Raw genomic sequence first — 20,924 nt, 5'->3', positions numbered from 1 at the left:
AGCTTAAAAAAGTACAACGATCAAATTAGCAAATAATAGATAAAAAAATACTCCGTAGAGTCGGAGTATTTTTATTGATCGCTTATCTTAACACTTGACCGCTAGCCGTTAAGCCATAGCCCCTAGCATAGCTACTAAGCCGATGCTTGCGATAGCAACACCAGTAACTCTCAAAGCTATGATTTGCCACTTGCTCGCCACTAAGTAACCGATAGTGTGTAGGGCGATAGTAGAGAGCATAAAGCCCACAATATAGCTGATTGCGCCATGACCGGCAGCTAATTCAATACCATGTGCATTACCATGTAAAGTACCAAACAGTGCACAGCATACCGTTAGCAGCAATAACGAACTGCTGCGTCCAACTGCTAGTAGGCCACCTAGTACTATTAAAGATAGTAGAATACCGTTCTCAACGGCTGGAATAGCCATGCCATTGATACCGAATAGCGCGCCAATTAGCATAAAGCTCACAAACGCTAATGGCAGTTGCCATGCCGGTTTACTACGGCCCATCACCGCTAACATACCTACCGCCACCATGGCTAATAAGTGATCCCAGCCCAATAAAGGATGCGTAATACCTGCGAGCATGCCTGAAGTATCATGTCCGGGGTGAGCCAAGGCTACTGAAGGTGCTAGTGCAACTAACATTAGTAGCACGGTTTGACCGATTTTATTTCTGTTCATAATTCATTCCTAGAGTGATTTTTGCTGGTCAAACATGTTTTGTATTTTACTAAGCCAATTGTTCATTGCTGGCCACACTAGTCACTTCTACTGAGAAGTCAGCTGGTAAGGGTCTAAGCATACCTTCGCGCTGAATAAAGTTGATGATTTCAGCGACTCCATCACCGCGAACTAAGTTGCTAAATACAAAAGGACGCTCGCCACGCATGCGCTTAGCATCTCTATCCATAACTTCTAGCGAAGCATTGACCATAGGGGCTAAATCGGTTTTATTAATGATCAACAAGTCAGACTTAGTGATCCCAGGACCCCCTTTACGGGGGATTTTATCACCAGCGCAGACATCGATCACATATAAAGTCAGATCTGATAGTTCTGGGCTAAAAGTTGCCGATAGATTATCACCACCACTCTCTACAAACACTAACTCTAAATTGGGATGACGCTCTTGCAAGGTGTCGATGGCAGCTAAGTTCATAGAAGCATCTTCGCGAATAGCCGTATGCGGACAACCACCAGTTTCCACACCTAAGATACGATCTTCGCTTAGAGCTTGATGACGTAATAAAAATTCAGCATCTTCTTTGGTATAGATATCGTTGGTGACTACTGCTAAATCATAATGATTACGTAACGCTAAGCACAGCTGGCGTAGTAAAGCTGTTTTGCCTGATCCTACTGGACCACCTACACCGACTCGTAAACATTGAGTTGTCATTATTTGCTCCAAATACAGTGATTTTAAAAGAATTTTTAAGGTACGTTAGCGACAATATCAGTCGATTTTAAATTAGTTCAGTATCAGCGCTATTAGCTACGAAATAAACGCGAATATTGGCTCTCGTGTAAGCAGCTGGCATGTACTTGCCCAGGTAGGCTCCAACCAAGCTGCTCATCAGTAAGAGTAGTCGCCACTGCAAAGTGTGCTAATAATATTGGCTTTAGCAACACTAATAATCGCTGTGCCGCTGTCTGACCTAAAGGTATGGTTTTGCTAGCTACAGTTAACTGGTTCTCAAGCCAACTCCATAAATACCCTACTGCTGCCCAATCGGCGCTGAGACCGAAATGCTGCGCAGCTAAGCTATAAACGCTCATAAAAGCAGGTTCTTCAGGTAGAGAGTCTACTTCTAGCTGTTGACCTTGCAATAAGCGTACTAACGCTAGCGCTTGCTGTTCATCTTCAAATAGTAACTCATAAGTTTCACGATTGGCTCGCAAAAAATCATTCCAGTACACTATTTGCTGAGCATCATTGTTAATCCTAGCAGCGCACAAGTGCAATAGCACTGGAATATCCAGATGGGCCATTGCTTGTAACATGCCATCAAGCCAACTCTCAAGCTCGGCCTCATTAGTCACCCAGCCCAGCTCAATGGCCGACTCTAAGCCACTAGAGTAAGCAAAACCACCTATAGGCAGGGCAGGGCTGGATAAGTGTAACAGCGCCAGTAATTGACTAGCATCGATCTGCGTAGCACCAGTTTGCACAGCATCAGCTTGCACACTAGTTGGACTATCAATGTTCATGATGGCCCGATTCATGGCTGTCATGATTGTGTTGACCATGATAAGCGCCAGCCTCAGGATGAAAAGGGGCGGCGCCTACTTCTAAACGCAAGCCTAAGTGTTCAGCCAAATGCTCTAACACGTGATCTGGTTGAAAGCGCAGCCAGCAATCGCCTAACTGCAAAGTCACGTGTCGATTCCCTAAATGGTAGCAAGCACGTGCAAAGCTTGGCCAATCATCGGCATAAGCGGTCACTACTGACTCCGGTTGAGCGACTACTGCGAAGACACGACCATCTTCTGCTTGCAAGCGATCATCCTGAGCTAGTACTTGACCACGCTCTAAAAACACTCCTACCTCGATACCTTGGTCGCTCACTGCTTTAAAGCGACCTTTTTGGCGCTGTTCAAAGGCTAAGGTTATATAGTCATCAGCTGGTTGTTGGTTATCCGCTAAATATTGAGTTATTTTTAACACTTCTTTCTCCATAGTAGGTGGGGCGTCTTAAAACAACATATACAATTGAGCTAGTGGTAATACTTCAGCTGGCTCACAACTTAACAGCTCGCCGTCGCAGCGTACTTCATAAGTTTGCGCATCAACTTCTATCTTTGGAGTGGCGCTGTTATGAATCATATCTTTCTTTTGAATATTGCGAGTATTGACACAAGCTACTAGCTCTCTAGTCAATCCTAATTGAGTGACTAAATCTCGCTCAAGCGACGCTTTACTGACAAAAGTTACACTGCTTGCAGAGGCTGCACGACCAAGCGCGCCAAACATCGGACGATAATGTACTGGCTGCGGGGTAGGAATAGAGCCGTTAATATCACCCATTGGTGCGTAAGCAATGCTACCGCCTTTTAACAGTAACGCAGGTTTAATACCAAAAAAAGCCGGATCCCATAATACTAAGTCTGCAAGCTTACCGACTTCTACTGAACCCACTACATGGGAAATACCATGAGTAATAGCAGGGTTAATAGTATATTTAGCTACATAGCGTTTAGCACGAAAGTTATTGCAGCCAAGCGCTTCATCTTCTGGCAATAGACCACGCTGCTGGAACATTTTATCAGCGGTTTGCCAACTACGACACACTACTTCTCCAACCCGTCCCATCGCTTGGCTGTCAGAGGAAATCATCGAGATAACCCCTAAGTCTTGCAAAATATCTTCGGCAGCAATGGTTTCTTTACGAATACGAGAGTCCGCAAACGCCACATCTTCAGGAATATTAGGGTCTAAATGATGACAGACCATCAGCATATCTAAATGCTCGTCTACCGTATTGACAGTGTAAGGTCGGGTCGGATTAGTAGACGAGGGCAGCACATTAGAAAGACTACAAGCCTTTAGAATATCCGGTGCATGACCACCGCCTGCGCCTTCGGTATGATAAGTATGAATAGTACGGCCTTTAAACGCCCCTAAAGTATCATCGACAAACCCTGATTCATTCAAAGTATCAGTATGAATAGCTATTTGTACATCGTACTCTTCAGCGACCGATAAACAGCAATCAATCAGCGCTGGAGTTGCGCCCCAATCTTCATGGATCTTCAGTCCCATAGCGCCCGCATCTAACTGCTCGCGTAACGGCCCTGGTAAACTAGCACTACCTTTGCCCATAAAGCCAAAGTTCATCGGTAGCTGATCAGTTGCTTGAAGCATGCGGGCAATATGCCAAGCACCAGGCGTACAAGTCGTGGCCTTACTACCTGTTGCAGGCCCAGTACCGCCACCAACCATAGTAGTAATACCTGAGCAGATGGCCTCTTCAATTTGTTGTGGACAGATGTAATGAATATGAGTATCAACACCACCTGCAGTCAGGATTTTACCTTCACCAGCGATGACTTCACTACAAGCGCCTATATTAATAGTCACGCCATCCTGAATATCAGGATTACCCGCTTTACCAATGGCGCTAATACGACCGTTCTTGATGCCAACATCAGCCTTGACGATGCCCCAATGATCTAAAATCACTACATTAGTAATGATAGTGTCGACGGTATCGGCATCACCAAGTTGGCTCTGACCCATACCATCACGTATAACTTTACCACCGCCAAAAGTAACTTCGTCACCATAACAAGTATGATCGTGCTCAATCTCAATCCATAGTTGAGTATCGGCTAGACGAATTCTATCGCCAGTAGTAGGACCAAACATTTCTGCATAAGCGCTGCGACTGATTTTAGACATGGTCTTCTCCTACTAATGTTGATAATGGGCCCATGACATCGCCTCTAAATCCATAAACTCGGCGCAAACCTCCGAGGGCGACTAAAGTCACGCTGCGCTGCTGACCGGGCTCAAAACGCACGGCAGTACCAGCAGCAATGTCTAGACGGAAGCCCATGGCCAGCTCGCGATCTAATTGCAGTGCTGGGTTCACTTCGGCAAAGTGATAATGAGAGCCAACCTGTATTGGTCTATCACCAGTATTAGCTACTATCAAAGTACGTTTTTCACGACCAGCATTCAATTCAATATCGCCAGTGGCTAGCTGTAGCTCTCCAGGTTTCATCTCGGTTCCTAGTGTTAAATAAGATTTAGTATTAATGGAGATAGGATTTAATCAGACCTACGATTAGGTTAAAAAAAGCATTTATGACCTTGTGCCATGAGTATGTGTTTTTCTAGCATACTGTCGGTAACAAGCAGAGCAAGTATTATTGAATAGGGTTGTGCAAGGTAACTAGCTTAGTGCCATCGGGGAAAGTAGCTTCAACTTGTATCTCTGGTATTAATTCTGCCACCCCGTCCATTACTTGCTCGCGTGTTAGCCAGTTACGACCGCTACCCATAAGCTCAGCTACCGTACGGCCATCGCGTGCTCCTTCTAACAAAGCGGCTGACAAATAAGCAACCGACTCAGGATAGTTGAGCTTTAATCCGCGAGCTAGCCTACGCTCAGCTACTAAACCGGCGGTGAATAACAGCAATTTATCTTTTTCTCTTGGGCTTAATTCCATGGTGTTGTTCCTTAGATGGGCTAAATATAGTCAGTGAAATTAGGTAAGCCAAATACGGGGGATACAAGCAGGGCGCTGGAGTAGCACAGGTCGGATTAGCGCCCAAGCTTGCCACATGCCATCACGGCATTCGTTCATATCATTGCCCAAATAGCGTACCAGAAGTACCCCGAGGCGCTGAGTGATAGTAAAAACTTGTTTAGACAGGCAGGCGCGTAATGCTTTGATTAAATCAGCCTGAGGGCTAGCATCAAAGCCTGGTTGTAGAGTAAAGCCGCTGGCAAGCAAAGTGCCAAATACGACGTTATCTGCCAACCCCACTCGGCTCTGCTGCATTTTGCTACCAGCAGTTAGCTGTAAGCGCTCATTAAGTACTAAACGGCCATCACGCCATAAGGAAATATGCTGGCTCAGTGAGCCTTTATCGAAGACTTCTTTAGCCGCTGGGCGTCCTAAACATACCAAGTCCCAACCTATAAACCGTGCGTTAGCAGACAATTCAATCCGGGTATCTAAGCGGGCATTGGCATCTCGAAAAACGATAGTCTCTTGTGGCAACCATTCACATTCAGCATTGTCCAGCAAAGTTAACTTGACTGACTGACCTTGAGCGACGCCATCACTATCACGCCCATAGACTTTGCCTGCAGAAGGGGTAGTTAATAGGCTTTGGCTATCGGCTACACAGTGAGCTTGTATTTTTAATTGGTCACCAGATACTAAGCCACCGGGTGGATGCAGGATGTATAAATGACAAACACCACCTTCGGGGTAAAAGGGACGTTGAATACGCAGCGGCCCGCTAAAAGACAGCTGCTTAAGATAGGTTTTATTGGCTGTTGGTACTAGCTTAAGTTCAAGCTCGGCGAGCCATTGTCTGTTTTTGCCATAACCTTGGGAGGTGGCGCTAGGTGCTGAACTCATTGTCGAAGGCCATGTTATGAGAGTTGCAAATCGTTATGGTAATAGACGAGTATAATAATTGGATAATCAAAATACTGATACGGTTATTAATACTAGTGTTAGCATTATAAACAACCAGTGTTGCATTCATAATGCAATATTGGTGCCAACCTTATTACGGGCTAAATTATAACATTTATCCCTATAAATGTTATAAAAAAACCAAGGTAGTGCATAAAATTGCAAGGCTGAGGCCAGAATGATGCCGGTGATCAAAAAAGACATTAAGGCGGGTTGAATAGTGACCACTAGAGATTGGAAATAGCTGCTAGTGAAACAAAGCAGTGTTGCAGATCATATGCTAATGTAAACCCTCTAATTACCATACTAGTTGCCATACTAGTTACAGTGCTTATCACAGTACTAATTACAGCACTAACTCCAAAACAAATTTACTGCCAACGAAACCAATAGCTAACAATATAAAGGCGTAAATAGTGATGTTAGCAGCACGCTTACCACGCCACCCTGCACGCCAATTACCTAGTAGCAGTACCCCAAATAATAACCATGACAGTACACTAAATACTGTTTTATGCACGATATGTTGAGAAAATAAGTCCTCTACATAGACGAAGCCAAGTCCCAGCGCAATACTAAGTAGCACAAAACCTACTAGGATCATGTCAAATAATAATCCTTCCATAGTCTGCAAAGAAGGGAGCTTATTGACCCAAAAGCGATGAATAGTCTGTTGTTTTAGTTCACCAATTTGCAGTCGCAAAAATAGCGCTTGTACGGTGGCCATCAGTAGCACACAGTAAGCGGCGAATGATAGTATAATGTGAGCTTCTAAACCGACACTGACATGAGTTAAAGGCTGGTAAGCCACTCGACCAATGAATCCTATGGTCATGCCGATAAAGGCGGTTGGCGCTGCCAAAATACCTAAACTGACAATCGGTCTATACAATGAGAACAGGACATAAAAGAATAAGAAAAATAAGCTGATAAGACTGAGCACATTAAATAGATTAAAATTCAGCCCATAAAGAGTGAATATATAAGGATACAATAGGGTGGCGTGCGCAAGCATTCCCAGCAGCAATAGGCCCAAACTGAGACCTTTATTAATAGTAATATTGGCTGTCAGTGCCCAACCGATGTAGATACTGACCGCGATATAAGCCATACTGGCTATCACAAAAGCAAGTAACACAGCTAAGCCTCATTAATTATCAGCAGCGCAACCTAGTGGCTATTATTACTCAGGGCCGCTCAAGTTAATGCTAAAATGGTATGATTAGAATAAGCCTACAATTTATCATAAAACAGCCTTCAGTTGAGAATCATATCCATTATTATTTTAGCCTAGTCAATATTGCTGATTCATTATTAAAGATGCAGGATCAATATTGATCTACTATTGAGAAATTCTAGCATAAGCGCTTAAATAATAAACGGGTGAATTAAAACCAGTGGCTTGCAACAGGTGATGAATACTAATTAAAATACCGCTAACCACAATATAGCTAAGCAAAACCCTATTAACTAACGCAGATTTAAAGAATACATATTAACTAATGACCTAATGAGAATTACTTATGTTTGATACCTTAACCGAACGCCTATCGTCGAGTTTACGCAACATCTCTGGCAGTGGTCAATTAACCGAAGACAATATCAAAGACACTTTACGTGAAGTACGTATGGCGCTGCTCGAAGCTGACGTAGCTTTGCCTGTGACTCGTGATTTTGTTAAACGAGTCAAAGAGCAAGCACTGGGCGCAGAAGTGTTAAAAGAGTTAGCTCCTGGACAAGCTTTTGTAAAAATCGTCCACGATGAGCTGACCGAAATGATGGGCAGTGCCAATCAACAGTTAGAAATGACTGGCAAACCACCAGTAGTCTATATCTTAGCAGGTCTACAAGGTGCTGGTAAAACCACTACTGCTGGTAAGCTGGCCAAGTTCCTACAAGAGCGTCATAAGAAAAAAGTTATGCTAGTGTCGGCTGACGTCTATCGTCCAGCAGCGATCAAGCAGCTTGAGCAAGTGGCTGGGCAAGTTAATGCCAAATTCGTCAATTCAAGTAGCGACGAAAACCCTATTGATATTGCGCTACGAGCTATTGAAGAGGCCAAAATTCAGTATCAAGATATCTTGATTATTGATACCGCCGGTCGTCTGGCTATTGACGAAGCTATGATGAATGAGATCAAGGCCTTAACCGCTGCGGTCAATCCTTCTGAAACTTTATTTGTAGTCGATGCCATGACCGGTCAGGATGCGGCAAATACTGCCAAAGCATTCGATGATGCCTTGCCTTTGACAGGGGTGATCTTAACTAAGACTGACGGCGATGCTCGGGGCGGCGCTGCGCTATCAGTACGGGCTATCACTGGCAAGCCTATTAAATTCTTAGGTCGCGGCGAAAAACTAGACGCGCTAGAGTTGTTCCATCCTGAACGTATTGCCCAACGTATCTTAGGTATGGGTGATGTATTAAGTCTAGTTGAAGAAGTTGAACAAAAAATCGACCGTGACAAAGCCGAAAAAATGGCTAAAAAGATGCAAAAGGGTGGTGAATTCGACCTTGAGGATCTACTGACTCAGTTTCAACAAATGAAAAGTATGGGCGGCATGGCAGGCTTCATTGACAAGATGCCGGGTATGGGCGGCTCTGATATGCAAAAAGCCGTTGAAGACGCTAAGCCTGAAGAAAAAGTACGTGAAATGGAAGCTTTGATTAATTCAATGACCCCATTTGAGCGCAAAAATCCCGATAAGATTAACCCTAGTCGTAAACGTCGTATTGCCGCAGGTTCTGGTCGCGAGATTCAAGACGTCAACCGCCTGCTTAAGCAACACAAGCAAATGGCAAAAATGATGAAAATGATTTCCAAGCCTGAGGGCATCGGTAAAATGATGAAATCTATGCAAGGGTTAATGGGTGGAGGCGGCGGCGCTGCAGGTGGCGGTGGTCCGTTATTTGGCGGTGGTGGCGGTCAATCAGGCGGCATGAAAGATGTTAACCAAGCAGCAATGGCTAAGCAAATGGGACTAGATCCTAACAATTTGCCAAGCGCTGAGGATATGCAAAAGCAAATGCAAGAGCTGCAGAATCAAGCACCAAAAGGCTTCAAAAAGCGCTTTTAGCTTAACCCGATTGCCATATCATAACCGCAGTATAGAACCTCAATGCTAGCTATAGCTTTGGGGTTTTTATAAATAGGTTTTACTAACTTAGCGTATGCCTCGGAATCGACAATACTTTTCGATGGATAAATTGTGGAAAGTGCAGAAAGTCATCAAAGTTGTTGAATTGAAATGCTATGATAGGCGCTGTTTTGTAAAGCCAGCAAGTACAACTGAGGTCAGCATGTTTTTAGCCATGGATACCGTTTTTGATCAATGTTCGATTGCTATTTTAGACAGCAGCGGCAAAGTGATTTCAAACCAAACTGAAACGGGTAAGCGTCAGCAAACCCAGCAAATATTGCCGATGATAGATGCGGCACTAAAGGGTAATCAGCTGCGATTGGCAGATGTGCAAGCATTGATATTCAATCGTGGTCCCGGTGCTTTTAGTGGTATTCGTATCAATACTGCTGTGGTACAAGCCTTATCAGTAGCCCAAGATTTACCATGCGTGGCTATCTCTAGCTTGCAAGCTATAGCGCAGTCTGCTTATGTACAGCATGGTCTAACGCAAGTGTATAGCGCCCTTGATGCGCGGATGCAGCAAGTGTATTTTGGTCACTATTGTCTAAGGGACGGTATTATGCAACCAGCGCCTGTCGATGCAGGATCTATCGATGCAGCGGATACTGAGCAATTGCTAGATTATGACAGTCAAACGCCACTTAATTTACCTATTGTTGGCAATGGTGCTAGCTTACTCAAGCATTATGATGGACAACTTAGCTATGACGATATCAATCCTGATGCGGCTATCATTGGGCAATTAGGTATCGCCCAGTTTGTAGCGAGCGGTGGTACCGAGGCGTCGCAAGCTTTACCAAAATATTTGCGTAATCAAGCCTGGAAAACGCTGAAAGAACAAGGTAAAGCTTAAAGCTTTACTAGCAGCTAAAGGTCAGTACTAAGCTAATAAAGTATTAATATTAGCCTAAGTATTTTTATAACAGTATTCTTATAACGGCTAATGAACCACTTAAAGGTACAAAGGTCATCAACAGATAACATGACAGCACCCAGTAGTTAGTAGTGCTGTTTTTAGGATAATAAAAGTGGATATAGTTTTATTAATTCAAGCCGTCATCATGGGTATTGTTGAAGGTATCACTGAGTTTTTACCCATCTCTAGTACTGGCTATCTGATTTTATCAGCTGATGTCATGGGTTTTTGGACCAAAGAAAAAGTTGATTTGTTCATAGTAGTAGTGCAATTAGGCGCTATTTTAGCAGTTATTTATGACTACTGGGGACGCCTCTGGCAAGCGCTTACTGGATTAATTACTGGTAAGTCTGAAGTGCTAAAAAACCCTCGCCAGCTCGGACTTAGCTTGATAGTCGCTACTATTCCAGTGATGATCCTTGGTTTTACTTTTGCCGATGAAATTAAGCTTTATTTATTCAACCCTGTCACTGTAGCTATCATGCTGATCATTGGTGGTTTACTTATTTTTTATGTTGAAAACCGCCCGAAAGTCATTATTGCTGAGGAAGCTGAAGATGTCAGTCTCAAGACAGCCTTGATGATTGGTTTATTTCAATGTTTTGCCTTAATACCAGGTACTTCACGCTCTGGCGCTACTATCGTAGGAGCGCTATGGCTTGGCGTCTCTCGTAAAGCCTCAGCTGAGTTTTCCTTCTTCTTAGGCATTCCAGTTATTATTGGTGCTGGGTTGCTCGATTTAATCAAGCATCATGAGGTGATGTCCACTAGCGAGGATTGGTGGGTACTTGGTATAGGTACGCTAGTATCCTTTGTAGTCGCACTATTGGCTATTCGCTGGTTAGTGGCTTGGGTTAGCCGCCGTGACTTTAAGATTTTTGCTTGGTTGCGTATTATTACTGGCATCGTGGTATTAGTAGCGGCTTGGGTATTCGGCTATCAGTTTGCAGGCTAAATCTTTGTAGGCTAAGTCTTTGCAGGTCATATCAATTAGATTTATCAATAGACTTTGCCAACAACCGATCGTCAAGCGATTTTATTAATATTTGAATAGCTTGATAAATAGCTTGATGAATAGTCATGAGAGATAGCAGTTATGAGCACTTTGCAAACATCTACAACGGCTATCAGCATTCAACATTGCAAGTTGGTTTACGTTGACGAAGTCCAGCAAGCGCAAATTCAGCAATTGCAGGCGCTGATCAGTCATCACAACTTATCTTTAGAGCTAACTACTGAGCTAGTCACTGACAAGCTTACTCAAAAGCGCCGTGCACAGCTAAGTGCAGAATCGGCATCAGCGCTGCTATTATTAGACCATAAAAACCAGCTATCGTTATTGAGTGCTGGTTTAAGTGTAGCGCCGGAATGGGACAAGCTACAACGGCGCGTGGTCAGTGCTGGGCGCAAAACTGAGCTATTATTACAAGCTGCTAAACTTAGCGCTGGTAGCAAAGTTATTGATGCTACAGCTGGCTTTGGACATGATAGTTTGATATTAGCTAGCACTGGGGCACAAGTAACTATGCTAGAGCAGCAGCCTTTAATGGCGCTGTTATTATTGACTGAACAGCAGCGCATGAGTACCCAGCCCAATTGGCAAAAGCTGATGTCACGTTTGCATATTATTAATACTGATGCATTAAGCTATTTCAGCTCTCTACAGCGTATCCAAGCAGAGGATTCTATAAGCTCTGACGCCACTAAACAGAAGGTAGATGTTATTTATTTAGACCCTATGTTTCCGATGGATAGCTATCAAGATAGTAAGACGGGTAAAGGCGCTAAAGTTGGTAAGCAAATGCAAGCATTGCATGGTTTAGCGCAGCCGCCAACGCTAGTTGAAGAGCAGCAGTTACTACAAAGTGCGCAATCGCTTTTGAGTAATAATCAACAGCAAGCTGGGCGAGTTATCGTCAAGCGTCCGCAGCAGGCCGCGTTACTGGCTCAACAGCAGCCGACTGAGACTTGGCAGAACGAAGCACTACGTTTTGACGGTTATTTCATTTAAAGGTTTTTAGCTGCCTTAGCTTATCTGCTTAAGCTAAGTGATACGGGAGATTGTCGATGTCAATGATAGTGGTTTATCTAGTAGGTGCATGGTTGCTACTGATGCATATTGCTATGCGTAGGCACATTCGCCAGCTTGAAAAGCGCTTAAAGCAAGTGACCGACCCAACCGAGTATTTGTCTTATTTACGTCAGCAGCCAGTACAGAGTGATAAAGTAGCTTCGATTAAAGCGTTACGAAAACAGTATCCTGAATTATCTCTGCTAGAAGCCAATCAATTATGGCAGCAAAAATAAATACTATAAAAATAGAGACCATTAACTAATGATATCTAAGCGGCCAGCCTTAACTTTCAAAGACAAACTTCATGCCTACATGCAGCTGACGCGCTTTGATAAACCTGTGGGCATTGAGCTATTGTTATGGCCAACTTTGTGGGGCGTGTTGCTTGCAGCAATGAGCCAAGCGCAACAGCAAGGCTCTAGTACTGGCGTAACGGCAGGTTTACCAAGCTTAAAAGTGTTTATCATTTTTGCCCTAGGAGCAATTTTGATGCGAGCGGCAGGTTGTGCTATTAATGACTTTGCTGATCGTAAAGTCGACGGTTTCGTCACTCGTACTAAAGGCCGGCCGTTGGCTGATGGGCGCTTATCTGGTAAAGAGGCTATTGCAGCGTTCTTAGTATTAGTAGCATTGAGTGCCAGCTTACTATTCTTTTTACCGGTGCAAGTGTTTTACTGGTCTCTTGGCGCCGTGGTATTGGCTTTTATTTATCCTTTTATGAAGCGCTTTACCCAGTTACCGCAACTGTTCTTAGCAGCGGCCTTTGGCTGGGCGATACCTATGGCTTATGTGGCGATAGTCGGCGCTCCTGATATTTGGTGTTGGCTGTTATTCTTAGCTTATATGTGCTGGACTGTGGCTTATGATACGCAGTATGCGATGGCTGACCGCGAAGATGATCTAAAAATCGGAATCAAATCAACGGCTATTTTATTTGGACGTTATGACGTAGTTATTATCTCGCTACTGCAAACTCTGTTTTTATTATTAATGGGCATAGTTTTGTGGCATTATTTCTCAGTGACCCATTTAGGGTTTATTCCCGTATTTGGCTTAGCATTAGTAGCGATGATGTTCGCTAAACAAAATAGCGCTTGCGCCAGTCGGCAAGCCGCTGCTTGTTTCCAAGCCTTTTTGGCTAATATTTGGGTTGGACGTTACTTGTTCTTGCTGATAGCAGCCTCTTGTATATGGACGAGCTTTAATGGATAACTCAAATTTACCGCCCGAATCTAAGCGGTCAAAGTTACTAAAAACTAAAGGTTTAGCTGCAAATCTAACTAAATCTACTCCTAGTACAGCACCTAAAATCGACTATCAGCTAAGGCTTGCAGAGCAGAGGCTGACTCGTGAGCAAGTGATTGCCACTGAGCGTAAATTGGCAAAATTCGCTAATACTATGGATTCGCTAGTACGAGTGCCTTTTACTAAGCAAGGCGTTGGCGCAGATGCTGCGTTATCGACGATACCATTAGCTGGCGATATAGCAGGATTAGCATTAACTAGCTATGCCTTTATGTTGGGTCGGCAATTGGGTGTTCCTGCTAGTAAGATGTCTCCAGCAGTACGTTTAGCCTTGATTGATATGGTGGTGGGTATCGTGCCTGGAGTCGGCACATTATTGGATATTTTTATTCGACCTAGCCGTAAAACGCTTAGCATCGTCCATAAGCATATTCATGAAGAGTACGGTATTACGGATACTATTCATATGGATCGGCCGTTTTTGCATCAGCAGTTAGAAGATAAGCAGCAGCACAGTCGCTTTTGGCGCAATCCTATTGTGGCTTGGCTTTATCTGCACATACCTGATTTTTTGGGGATGATTGTGCTGATAGCGCTAGTATGGGGACTGTGGTCAATAATCATTTGGATAACTGGGTTTTTTGCTCGATAGAGTGGCTATGTTATAGCAACTTTAGCCGATCTGTTTTATATTTCGCTACCACTAAACCAACGGCGTCCGCAACAGGCTACGCTGTGGTGATAGTCTGGCGAGCATAGCAGCAGATACAGGAACGAAGTTACCCAGCATGATATCTGCTAATATTTCGGCGCACAGTGGGGCATAAGCATAGCCTTTGGCCCCCATCGCACTTAAGGTCCAAATACGACTTTGCCCTGACCCTAACTGACCTAGTATCGGGTGATAGTCAGGGGTTTGAGTGCGTACCCCAGCACGAGCTTGCCAGCCACTAGTATCCGTAGGTATTACTGCTGCTAACTCAGGGATAGCCGCTATTAGTTTATCACGACTGACTTGGTGTTCAGCAGCCCGTATCTCTGTAGATATATCATTACGTACAAAGCTGGCACCTAATAATAGTTGCTGGCGTCCTTCATCCACATTATTGATGCTGCTATCGCCCCTTTGCGGCGTAAATGGGGCACAATAACCGCTATATTTAAGCGGCAGTTTAGGTAGCTTTGCCCATTGTGCTGCTGTCGGGGTAAACCAAGATAATTGCCCGCGAATTTTACGACAATCAAAAACACGCCTATCTAATTCATGACTTTCAAAAGCAGCACAAATGATCACATTATCTGCGGTGATAGTTTTTTTAATAGTCTTTTCAGCAGCGTCACTACATGCATTTTTGCAATAGTCTGTATCAGCACTATGACCCGTAATACAAACCTGCAGGGCAGTTTCATTAATAGCAGTCACCGTTAATTGCTGATAGGTAATCAACGGATGGTTAAGTATCAAGGTTTTTAGCGCTTGCGGATTGACTAAGCCTGACTGTGGTAGATATAAGTTTTCGGCTAGTGCTTGCAGCCCTAAGTTTGTAGCATCTTGCGCTTGTGCGACTGACAAGGTAGTAGCCATCTTAGGAGGATATGCTGAGATTTGTTCAACGTTGACATTGGCTTTGATTAGCAAATCGAGCGCGCCCGTTGGCTCTAATACTAAGGCTGTACTGGATTGAACGGCTTGCTCATTGAGCTGCTGATAAAAACGACAGCTGTACAGATAGCCCAGAGTATGCAGATGCTCATCAACATGATGGATAGGAGTCATTTTAGGAGCTAGTAGGGCACGTGGATTGCCGGAGGCTCCTGCTAATGGAGCTGTTTTATCTAGTAAAGTCACTTTAATACCACGATTGGCTAATGACCATGCTGTTGATAAGCCAGAAACTCCAGAACCAATGACTAAACTATGATAAGGGTTACCCAAGGCAGTTTGATGGCCGTTGGTTTTTTCTACAGTTGACTCTATAGCAGTTGTTGTACTTTGCTCTAAAGTAGACGACATTATCTTGCCGCTAGCGCCATTCGCTGATAACGATTCTGCCGTCATCACCGCCGTAAGCATCTCATTTTTACGGCCAAAGCCTTTGATCTTTTTTAGGGCAAAACCGTTATTTTGTAGACCACGTTTGACTACCCCAGCACAGCTATAAGTAGCGACACTAGTACCCAGCTGTGACAAGCGCTGTATTTGCGCAAACACCGCATCGGCCCATAATGACTCATTGCAAGAAGGGGCAAAACCATCTAATAGCCAAGCATCGACGTGCGCCGCTCGATTACTAGCAGTGCGATTCTGTAATTTGGCTAAGCTAGTGGCTGCATCACCCAGCCAGATATCGACGGTTAAGTTATCAGCAGGGAAGGTCAGCCGATGCGCGCCAGCAACAAGCATTGGATAAGTCGCTAGTAGCTGCTCGATGAGATCAGCGAGTTCAGGCGCACGCTGTGCCCATAAGCTCAGTATCTTAGTTAAGTCATCGAGGGATAAGGGGTGCATTTCAGTAGTAATAAAATGCAAGCGAGCGTCAGCTAACTGTGGCTGAGTGATACGCAGTTGTCGCCATAACTGCCATACTGCTAATAGATTAAGGGCAGTACCAAAACCCAACTCAACGATAGTAAAGCTCTGCTGCCCAGTTAGATTTGCCAAACGTTCAGTCAGTTGATTACCATTGATAAATACATAGCGCGACTCTGCTAAGCCATCGGCATGAGAGAAGTAGACATCACCGAACTCCCCTGATACTGGCACTTTATTGCCGCTATCGTCCCTTTGCCATTCGATTTTTGCAGGGGTAATAACTTGCTCATTTATTGAAGGGTTCGGAGCGCTAAGTACTATGGAGTCTGTTTTGGCGACATTTTTACTGGCATTTTTACTGGCACTGTTACTGGCACTGTTAGTGGCATTGGAATGGTCATTAGCATTATTGGTCATAAACACCATCAGTTATAAGAGTAGCGTCATTCACAGCTAGAGGTCTTAGAGTATTTGTTTTAGAGGATTAGCATTATAAAAATAGTTAGTATTATGAAAATAGTTAGCACAATTTTTATAAAAAACCAGCACTAATAAAAAACCAGCTACTAGCATACTACTACCAACGTTCCCGCCGCACAAACACTAACCAAGAGACAAAGATACCTACTAAGAGACTTATTAGTACAGTAAAAGCACCGTATAAAAACAGCTGGCCTTTACTCTCATATACTAAGACATTAGTCTGCGTTTGCAGGTCATTGACTTGTCTTTGTAATTGCGCATTTTGGCTAAGCAACTTTTGATTGGCAGCAGAAAGTGCCTGATTTGACGGCTTTAATTGCGCGGCTAAAGTGTTATCTATAGTCGCAGCTTCAGCTGTCGGCTGGTCGGTATTAGCCTCAGTAGCTATATCAGTAGCTATAGCAGGCTGAGCTGAAGGAGCACCAGCTGCTACTGGTAATGCTTGCGCTGAAAAAGCTATAAATAAGCTCAGCCAAACAGCTATAAATTGATAACTAGAGCGCTGATAAATAACGGACACTAGCTTATTAGTAGGTGTTGAGTATTTTGAGGTAAACAATGCACTCACGATGGCGGACCTTTTATATAGGTTTAGGTAAAACGTGGATAAAAGGTTTAATATCGACATGGCTATATACACCATCACGTAAGTAAGGCTCAGCACTTGCCCAAGCTTGTGCCGCCTCAAGGGATACAAAGTCAGCGATGACAATACTGCCAGACATCTGTATTGTATCGCCGCTTTGGTGGTGTGCAATAGGAGTAGGCCCAGCAACGAGTAGACGTTGCTCACTATCGAGAGTTTGTAGGCGTGCTAAATGCTCGTCACGAGTAAGTTTGCGTTGCTCAGCACTGTTAGCAACATCATGACCAATGATCGCAAATAAGGGCATTAGGACTCCTCAATAAGGCTTAAATAATAGGAAAAACTATATGGATTTAGTAACTTATTTAGCGGTTTTATCAGTCAATGCTGGATTGAGATGATTCTTTAAAACAGCAAACTGAGCGATTACAAACACTAGCATAATCGGAATCCAGCCATAAGTTTTAAAGTTAATCCAAGCCTCATCTGACATAGTAAATGCCGTGATATAATGTAGTACCGCCATCATAGCGAAGAATACTGCCCATACCAAAGTTAGCTTTTTCCAACCCCTCATTGAGAGACTGAAGACATCCTTCATAGCCAATTGCATCAACGGTTTATTGATAGCCACACTGACTACTAAGGTTAAAGCGAAGATACCATTGATAATAGGGGACTTCCAACGTAAGTAAATATCATCACGTAGTAATAAGGTCCCGCCACAAAAGACAATAGTCAGTAATAAAACTACCCATTGTTGCTTCTCAAATTTACCTTTTTGACGGATAAAGTGGATAGCATAGATGATCAGGGTGGCAACAAGTAAAGCGCCCGCGGCTGCCAAAATACCGTGAGTACGAGCAGCTATAAAAAAAGCAATCAGCGGAATGAAGTCTAATAAGGCTTTCATATCAGGTGGAATATCCTACAAAAACGTAGAGGATAGTTTACACCTCTACTGGGCTAAAAAAAAGCAAACACAGTCTATATTCGTTATCTATTATAATATACCGCTATAATAAGCATAAGCGAATGAGTTAGCACAACTTATTCTGAATCGTTAGTTTTATTTAGAACTGTTATTTTATTTAAAGTAACGACTATTTATCCCTCTAATTTCTCTAGCTCTAAAACATCTAAAGCTAGGATAAGGCCAAAACCATGAAAGTCGATTTACATTGTCATAGTACCTGCTCCGATGGTACTTATGCGCCTACAGAGGTAATAGAACGGGCCCACGCCGCTGGGGTTACGGTGCTGGCATTAACCGATCATGACACCTTGTTAGGCATTGATGAGGCACGCGTAGCCGCCGATTCTCATGGTATGCAGCTTATTAACGGCGTAGAGATCAGTTGTGAGCATACGCTAAGTGGTGGTTATGGTAAGAACAAATCAACCAACAAAATTATCCACGTGCTAGGCTTGGATTTTTCGGATCGCGCGCGTATGCATGCCACTCTACAACAACTACAAGACAGTCGTGCTACTCGTGGTCAACGTATTACTGAAAAACTTAGCGCACTGTTAGGTATTGATTATGACGAGCTTTGGCAACAGATTCTGACTAAAGCTGGCGGCAACGCTAAAGCAGTTGGGCGCGCTCATATTGGACAAGTATTGTTCGAGCGTGGCGAAGTTAAAACGGTACAAAAAGCTTTTGATAAATACTTAGCTGATAACAAGCCAGCTTATGTTGCCATTGAAGCCCTGAGTATGCAAAAGGGGATTGAATTGATTCAAGCTTGTGGTGGCAAGGCAGTATTGGCCCATGCGACTCGCTATCAACTATCGGCAACTCGAGTACGTAAGCTTATTGAAGAATTTGCTGCGCTTGGCGGCGATGGCTGTGAGCTGCCGGCTGACAGTGAGCCATTAAGTACCCGTAGAATGGTAGATCGGAGTATTGCTGAGCATAAGTTGGCGGTTTCTGTTGGCAGCGATTTTCATGGTAGTAATATGCCTTGGCGACGCATCGGTGACGTACCTACTGTCAATGCTGATCAGCAAGGCATCTGGCAGGCCTTTGCCAGTTTAGCCTAACTTATTATTCGACGTTAATGTTAGTGTGTGCATCGAAAAAGCCCATGTTTTTACAGGTTAATCAGCAGTTCTGATAGCAATATCGACCGTCCATCTTTAATTAGCGCCCTTTATGAGTGAGGTATTGCTAATTGATTTAAAGCTTGCCAATATAAAGTTGTTTAACCTCATTTATTTTTATGCGGCAGTTATTGATGGCAGTTTCGATTTATAAACCAAGCTATAAAAAACTCACTCACATTATCTTTGATTTGCCAGCCGCAGACCGAGCATCGCTATTAGCATTATTTATAACGATGGAGGTAGCTTTACATTGGCTATGGTGTCTGATGGTATGGATACGACAAGACGAACTTAGTGGTTACGTTGATATCCATTTTTTGTATCCGTTGTGGCTAGGTATCACCCTCTCAGGGTTGTTTTTTTGGTGGATGATAGGACGCTTATCTGGTATCAAAAATGACGATAATGCTTTAAATAGATGGCAAATCGGTCTTATCTTACCTTATACCCTCTATATAGCTACCGTCATAGTGATGATGGGCTATAGCAGTTTATATGCTGGCGTGTCACTAGTTGGTGGCTCGATGCTGGGTATGATGCTAATGAAACGTCTGTATGTCTGGCGCGTGTTTTTGTTACAAGTAGTGTTGATTTTATTGGCAATTGCTACTCCTTATTTCGGCATTAATTTACCCAATCTACGTCAGCTCACCATAACTTACCCTGTGTTCGATGCTTATAGTTATCTTACTTATAATGAGGTCATGGCTATCGAGAACGCTATTGCGGCCTCAATCTTCAAAAATGATGCACTAGGCTGGAATAGCGTCAATGAAGTACAGCTCTCATCAGCTTTTTTCTGGCGCTTAACTCATATATATCTGGCATTGCCCAAAGCTATTTTTATAGTTTATGCCTTTCGAACCTTATTAGTAGTATTAGACAATAGTAAAAACGAAATCTTGCAACACGCTAACCAAGACGAATTGACTTTATTGAATAATCGCCGCCATGGTCTTAAACAGATGCAGCAAACACTTATGCAGTGTTCGGAAAAAGATTATAGTGTGGTGTTATTGGATTTAGATTTTTTCAAAAATATTAATGATAGTTATGGGCATGAAGTGGGAGACCAAACGCTGCGTGAAGTGGCGCATATTTTTTCTACTACTGTACCGGATCGAGCCATTATTAGCCGTTATGGTGGTGAAGAGTTTTTGATGGCTTTGCCGGATACTTCTCATGATGAAGCGCTAGCAATCGCTGAGCAACTGCGTGTAAATATCGCTCAGCATATTATACGAGTTACTAAGGACATTGACTTGATGGTTACAGTTAGCCTTGGTCTTTATACTTTGACTCATAATAAATTGAGACTTATTAAAGAAGAATGTGCGAATCGCAACATCCCAGCAGCAAGGCGAAAACTTGGCAAGAGTAAGTTGAGCTTTCTTAGATCAGCCGAACATAGTCAATCAAAGGCAGCATTAGCTCTTGCAAAAGTAAAGCTGCCTGCAGATCTCTGTCAACACTTAATTAGTACCGCTGATAAAGCTTTATATAAAGCTAAAGATCGTGGCCGTAATCAAGTAGTGAGTGCCAATAATTTGCAAGCAGAAGGACTTTTAGAGCCCCCTGTAGCTGAGTCGATTTATGGTACTTAAATACCCGACCTAGATATTGAAACAGCTACTGAAACAGCTACTGAAACAGTCACTGAAACAGCA

Annotated in this window: 22 protein-coding genes; 9 read left to right on the top strand and 13 right to left on the bottom strand. The window is 43.4% G+C overall.

The window, feature by feature from the left end; all coding sequences use genetic code 11:
* Positions 1–108 precede the first annotated feature (108 nt).
* The 9 genes from KZA12_RS10770 to KZA12_RS10730 form a co-directional block, all read right to left on the bottom strand.
* Entirely contained in the window at positions 109–690 is a 582-nt protein-coding gene (locus KZA12_RS10770; protein WP_201623863.1) for a HupE/UreJ family protein, read from the bottom strand.
* 49 nt (positions 691–739) lie between these two features.
* The gene (ureG, locus tag KZA12_RS10765; RefSeq protein ID WP_201623861.1) at positions 740–1,408 is read right to left on the bottom strand and encodes an urease accessory protein UreG; all 669 of its coding nucleotides are present in this window, start codon (positions 1,406–1,408) and stop codon (positions 740–742) included.
* A 92-nt stretch (positions 1,409–1,500) separates the two neighbouring features.
* Complete coding sequence (locus KZA12_RS10760; protein WP_256932941.1) at positions 1,501–2,259, bottom strand: urease accessory protein UreF; 759 nt, start codon at positions 2,257–2,259, stop codon at positions 1,501–1,503.
* A complete protein-coding gene (ureE, locus tag KZA12_RS10755) occupies positions 2,210–2,677 on the bottom strand; it encodes an urease accessory protein UreE (RefSeq protein WP_218690234.1) in 468 nt (155 codons plus the stop codon). The genes KZA12_RS10760 and ureE overlap by 50 nt, the downstream gene beginning before the upstream one ends.
* Positions 2,678–2,704: 27 nt before the next feature.
* On the bottom strand, positions 2,705–4,411 hold the full coding sequence (gene ureC, locus KZA12_RS10750) for an urease subunit alpha (protein WP_218690233.1): 1,707 nt from the start codon (positions 4,409–4,411) through the stop codon (positions 2,705–2,707).
* Positions 4,404–4,736: an urease subunit beta gene (locus KZA12_RS10745; RefSeq protein WP_201623855.1), complete on the bottom strand. Its 333-nt coding sequence runs from the start codon at positions 4,734–4,736 to the stop codon at positions 4,404–4,406. The genes ureC and KZA12_RS10745 overlap by 8 nt, the downstream gene beginning before the upstream one ends.
* 145 nt (positions 4,737–4,881) lie before the next feature.
* The gene (locus KZA12_RS10740; protein ID WP_201623853.1) at positions 4,882–5,184 is read right to left on the bottom strand and encodes an urease subunit gamma; all 303 of its coding nucleotides are present in this window, start codon (positions 5,182–5,184) and stop codon (positions 4,882–4,884) included.
* Positions 5,185–5,223: 39 nt separating this feature from the next.
* A complete protein-coding gene (locus KZA12_RS10735; protein ID WP_201623851.1) occupies positions 5,224–6,108 on the bottom strand; it encodes an urease accessory protein UreD in 885 nt (294 codons plus the stop codon).
* A 406-nt stretch (positions 6,109–6,514) separates the two neighbouring features.
* Complete coding sequence (locus KZA12_RS10730; RefSeq protein ID WP_201623849.1) at positions 6,515–7,306, bottom strand: inner membrane protein YpjD; 792 nt, start codon at positions 7,304–7,306, stop codon at positions 6,515–6,517.
* 385 nt (positions 7,307–7,691) lie between these two features.
* Here KZA12_RS10730 and ffh point away from each other — a divergent pair, with 385 nt between their 5' ends.
* The 7 genes from ffh to KZA12_RS10695 all read left to right on the top strand — a co-directional run bounded on the left by ffh (position 7,692) and on the right by KZA12_RS10695 (position 14,198).
* Positions 7,692–9,245 (top strand): signal recognition particle protein, encoded by a 1,554-nt coding sequence (gene ffh, locus KZA12_RS10725; protein ID WP_218690232.1) that lies wholly within the window; start codon positions 7,692–7,694, stop codon positions 9,243–9,245.
* A gap of 223 nt (positions 9,246–9,468) precedes the next feature.
* A complete protein-coding gene (gene tsaB / locus KZA12_RS10720) occupies positions 9,469–10,164 on the top strand; it encodes a tRNA (adenosine(37)-N6)-threonylcarbamoyltransferase complex dimerization subunit type 1 TsaB (RefSeq protein WP_218690231.1) in 696 nt (231 codons plus the stop codon).
* A 175-nt stretch (positions 10,165–10,339) separates the two neighbouring features.
* Positions 10,340–11,182, top strand: coding sequence for an undecaprenyl-diphosphate phosphatase (locus KZA12_RS10715; protein WP_201623844.1), 843 nt, complete (start codon positions 10,340–10,342; stop codon positions 11,180–11,182).
* 141 nt (positions 11,183–11,323) lie between these two features.
* The gene (locus KZA12_RS10710; protein WP_218690230.1) at positions 11,324–12,238 is read left to right on the top strand and encodes a class I SAM-dependent methyltransferase; all 915 of its coding nucleotides are present in this window, start codon (positions 11,324–11,326) and stop codon (positions 12,236–12,238) included.
* Positions 12,239–12,294: 56 nt separating this feature from the next.
* Positions 12,295–12,534 carry a hypothetical protein gene (locus KZA12_RS10705; protein ID WP_218690229.1) on the top strand — a complete coding sequence of 80 codons (240 nt, stop codon included), beginning with the start codon at positions 12,295–12,297 and terminating at the stop codon, positions 12,532–12,534.
* A 28-nt stretch (positions 12,535–12,562) separates the two neighbouring features.
* Complete coding sequence (gene ubiA / locus KZA12_RS10700; RefSeq protein ID WP_218690228.1) at positions 12,563–13,513, top strand: 4-hydroxybenzoate octaprenyltransferase; 951 nt, start codon at positions 12,563–12,565, stop codon at positions 13,511–13,513.
* The gene (locus KZA12_RS10695) at positions 13,506–14,198 is read left to right on the top strand and encodes a DUF4112 domain-containing protein (RefSeq protein ID WP_218690227.1); all 693 of its coding nucleotides are present in this window, start codon (positions 13,506–13,508) and stop codon (positions 14,196–14,198) included. Before ubiA ends, KZA12_RS10695 begins: the two co-directional genes overlap by 8 nt.
* A gap of 51 nt (positions 14,199–14,249) precedes the next feature.
* Here the strand turns inward: KZA12_RS10695 and mnmC are convergent, their stop codons facing one another.
* From mnmC to ispZ, 4 genes are all read right to left on the bottom strand, one after another.
* Positions 14,250–16,496, bottom strand: a complete 2,247-nt coding sequence (gene mnmC / locus KZA12_RS10690; RefSeq protein WP_218690226.1) for an FAD-dependent 5-carboxymethylaminomethyl-2-thiouridine(34) oxidoreductase MnmC — start codon at positions 16,494–16,496, stop codon at positions 14,250–14,252.
* A gap of 160 nt (positions 16,497–16,656) precedes the next feature.
* On the bottom strand, positions 16,657–17,130 hold the full coding sequence (locus tag KZA12_RS14925) for a hypothetical protein (protein ID WP_373416613.1): 474 nt from the start codon (positions 17,128–17,130) through the stop codon (positions 16,657–16,659).
* Between the two features lie 13 nt (positions 17,131–17,143).
* Entirely contained in the window at positions 17,144–17,455 is a 312-nt protein-coding gene (locus KZA12_RS10680; protein WP_201623832.1) for a YciI family protein, read from the bottom strand.
* Positions 17,456–17,509: 54 nt separating this feature from the next.
* Positions 17,510–18,061, bottom strand: coding sequence for a septation protein IspZ (gene ispZ / locus KZA12_RS10675; protein WP_201623830.1), 552 nt, complete (start codon positions 18,059–18,061; stop codon positions 17,510–17,512).
* A gap of 251 nt (positions 18,062–18,312) precedes the next feature.
* On the opposite strand from ispZ, the gene KZA12_RS10670 reads away from it, so the two are divergent.
* Entirely contained in the window at positions 18,313–19,194 is an 882-nt protein-coding gene (locus tag KZA12_RS10670; RefSeq protein WP_218690225.1) for a PHP domain-containing protein, read from the top strand.
* A 194-nt stretch (positions 19,195–19,388) separates the two neighbouring features.
* Positions 19,389–20,861, top strand: a complete 1,473-nt coding sequence (locus tag KZA12_RS10665) for a diguanylate cyclase (protein ID WP_218690224.1) — start codon at positions 19,389–19,391, stop codon at positions 20,859–20,861.
* Positions 20,862–20,924 lie beyond the last annotated feature (63 nt).

Origin of the sequence: Psychrobacter sp. BF1 (genome assembly GCF_019279065.1) — a bacterium.
Lineage (GTDB): Bacteria > Pseudomonadota > Gammaproteobacteria > Pseudomonadales > Moraxellaceae > Psychrobacter > Psychrobacter urativorans.
This window is presented reverse-complemented; position numbering and strand designations above follow the sequence as displayed.

What these genes read in the sequence shown, in the direction of transcription:
- ureG (WP_201623861.1), bottom strand. Translation starts at nt 1,408, where the DNA reads ATGACAACTCAATGTTTACGAGTCGGTGTAGGTGGTCCAGTAGGATCA.
- KZA12_RS10695 (WP_218690227.1), top strand. Translation starts at nt 13,506, where the DNA reads ATGGATAACTCAAATTTACCGCCCGAATCTAAGCGGTCAAAGTTACTA.
- ubiA (WP_218690228.1), top strand. Translation starts at nt 12,563, where the DNA reads ATGATATCTAAGCGGCCAGCCTTAACTTTCAAAGACAAACTTCATGCC.
- KZA12_RS10740 (WP_201623853.1), bottom strand. Translation starts at nt 5,184, where the DNA reads ATGGAATTAAGCCCAAGAGAAAAAGATAAATTGCTGTTATTCACCGCC.
- KZA12_RS10705 (WP_218690229.1), top strand. Translation starts at nt 12,295, where the DNA reads ATGTCAATGATAGTGGTTTATCTAGTAGGTGCATGGTTGCTACTGATG.
- ureC (WP_218690233.1), bottom strand. Translation starts at nt 4,411, where the DNA reads ATGTCTAAAATCAGTCGCAGCGCTTATGCAGAAATGTTTGGTCCTACT.
- KZA12_RS10665 (WP_218690224.1), top strand. Translation starts at nt 19,389, where the DNA reads ATGGCAGTTTCGATTTATAAACCAAGCTATAAAAAACTCACTCACATT.
- KZA12_RS10670 (WP_218690225.1), top strand. Translation starts at nt 18,313, where the DNA reads ATGAAAGTCGATTTACATTGTCATAGTACCTGCTCCGATGGTACTTAT.
- KZA12_RS10770 (WP_201623863.1), bottom strand. Translation starts at nt 690, where the DNA reads ATGAACAGAAATAAAATCGGTCAAACCGTGCTACTAATGTTAGTTGCA.
- KZA12_RS10745 (WP_201623855.1), bottom strand. Translation starts at nt 4,736, where the DNA reads ATGAAACCTGGAGAGCTACAGCTAGCCACTGGCGATATTGAATTGAAT.
- ispZ (WP_201623830.1), bottom strand. Translation starts at nt 18,061, where the DNA reads ATGAAAGCCTTATTAGACTTCATTCCGCTGATTGCTTTTTTTATAGCT.
- mnmC (WP_218690226.1), bottom strand. Translation starts at nt 16,496, where the DNA reads ATGACCAATAATGCTAATGACCATTCCAATGCCACTAACAGTGCCAGT.
- KZA12_RS10735 (WP_201623851.1), bottom strand. Translation starts at nt 6,108, where the DNA reads ATGAGTTCAGCACCTAGCGCCACCTCCCAAGGTTATGGCAAAAACAGA.
- ffh (WP_218690232.1), top strand. Translation starts at nt 7,692, where the DNA reads ATGTTTGATACCTTAACCGAACGCCTATCGTCGAGTTTACGCAACATC.
- KZA12_RS10680 (WP_201623832.1), bottom strand. Translation starts at nt 17,455, where the DNA reads ATGCCCTTATTTGCGATCATTGGTCATGATGTTGCTAACAGTGCTGAG.
- KZA12_RS10710 (WP_218690230.1), top strand. Translation starts at nt 11,324, where the DNA reads ATGAGCACTTTGCAAACATCTACAACGGCTATCAGCATTCAACATTGC.
- KZA12_RS10760 (WP_256932941.1), bottom strand. Translation starts at nt 2,259, where the DNA reads ATGGTCAACACAATCATGACAGCCATGAATCGGGCCATCATGAACATT.
- tsaB (WP_218690231.1), top strand. Translation starts at nt 9,469, where the DNA reads ATGTTTTTAGCCATGGATACCGTTTTTGATCAATGTTCGATTGCTATT.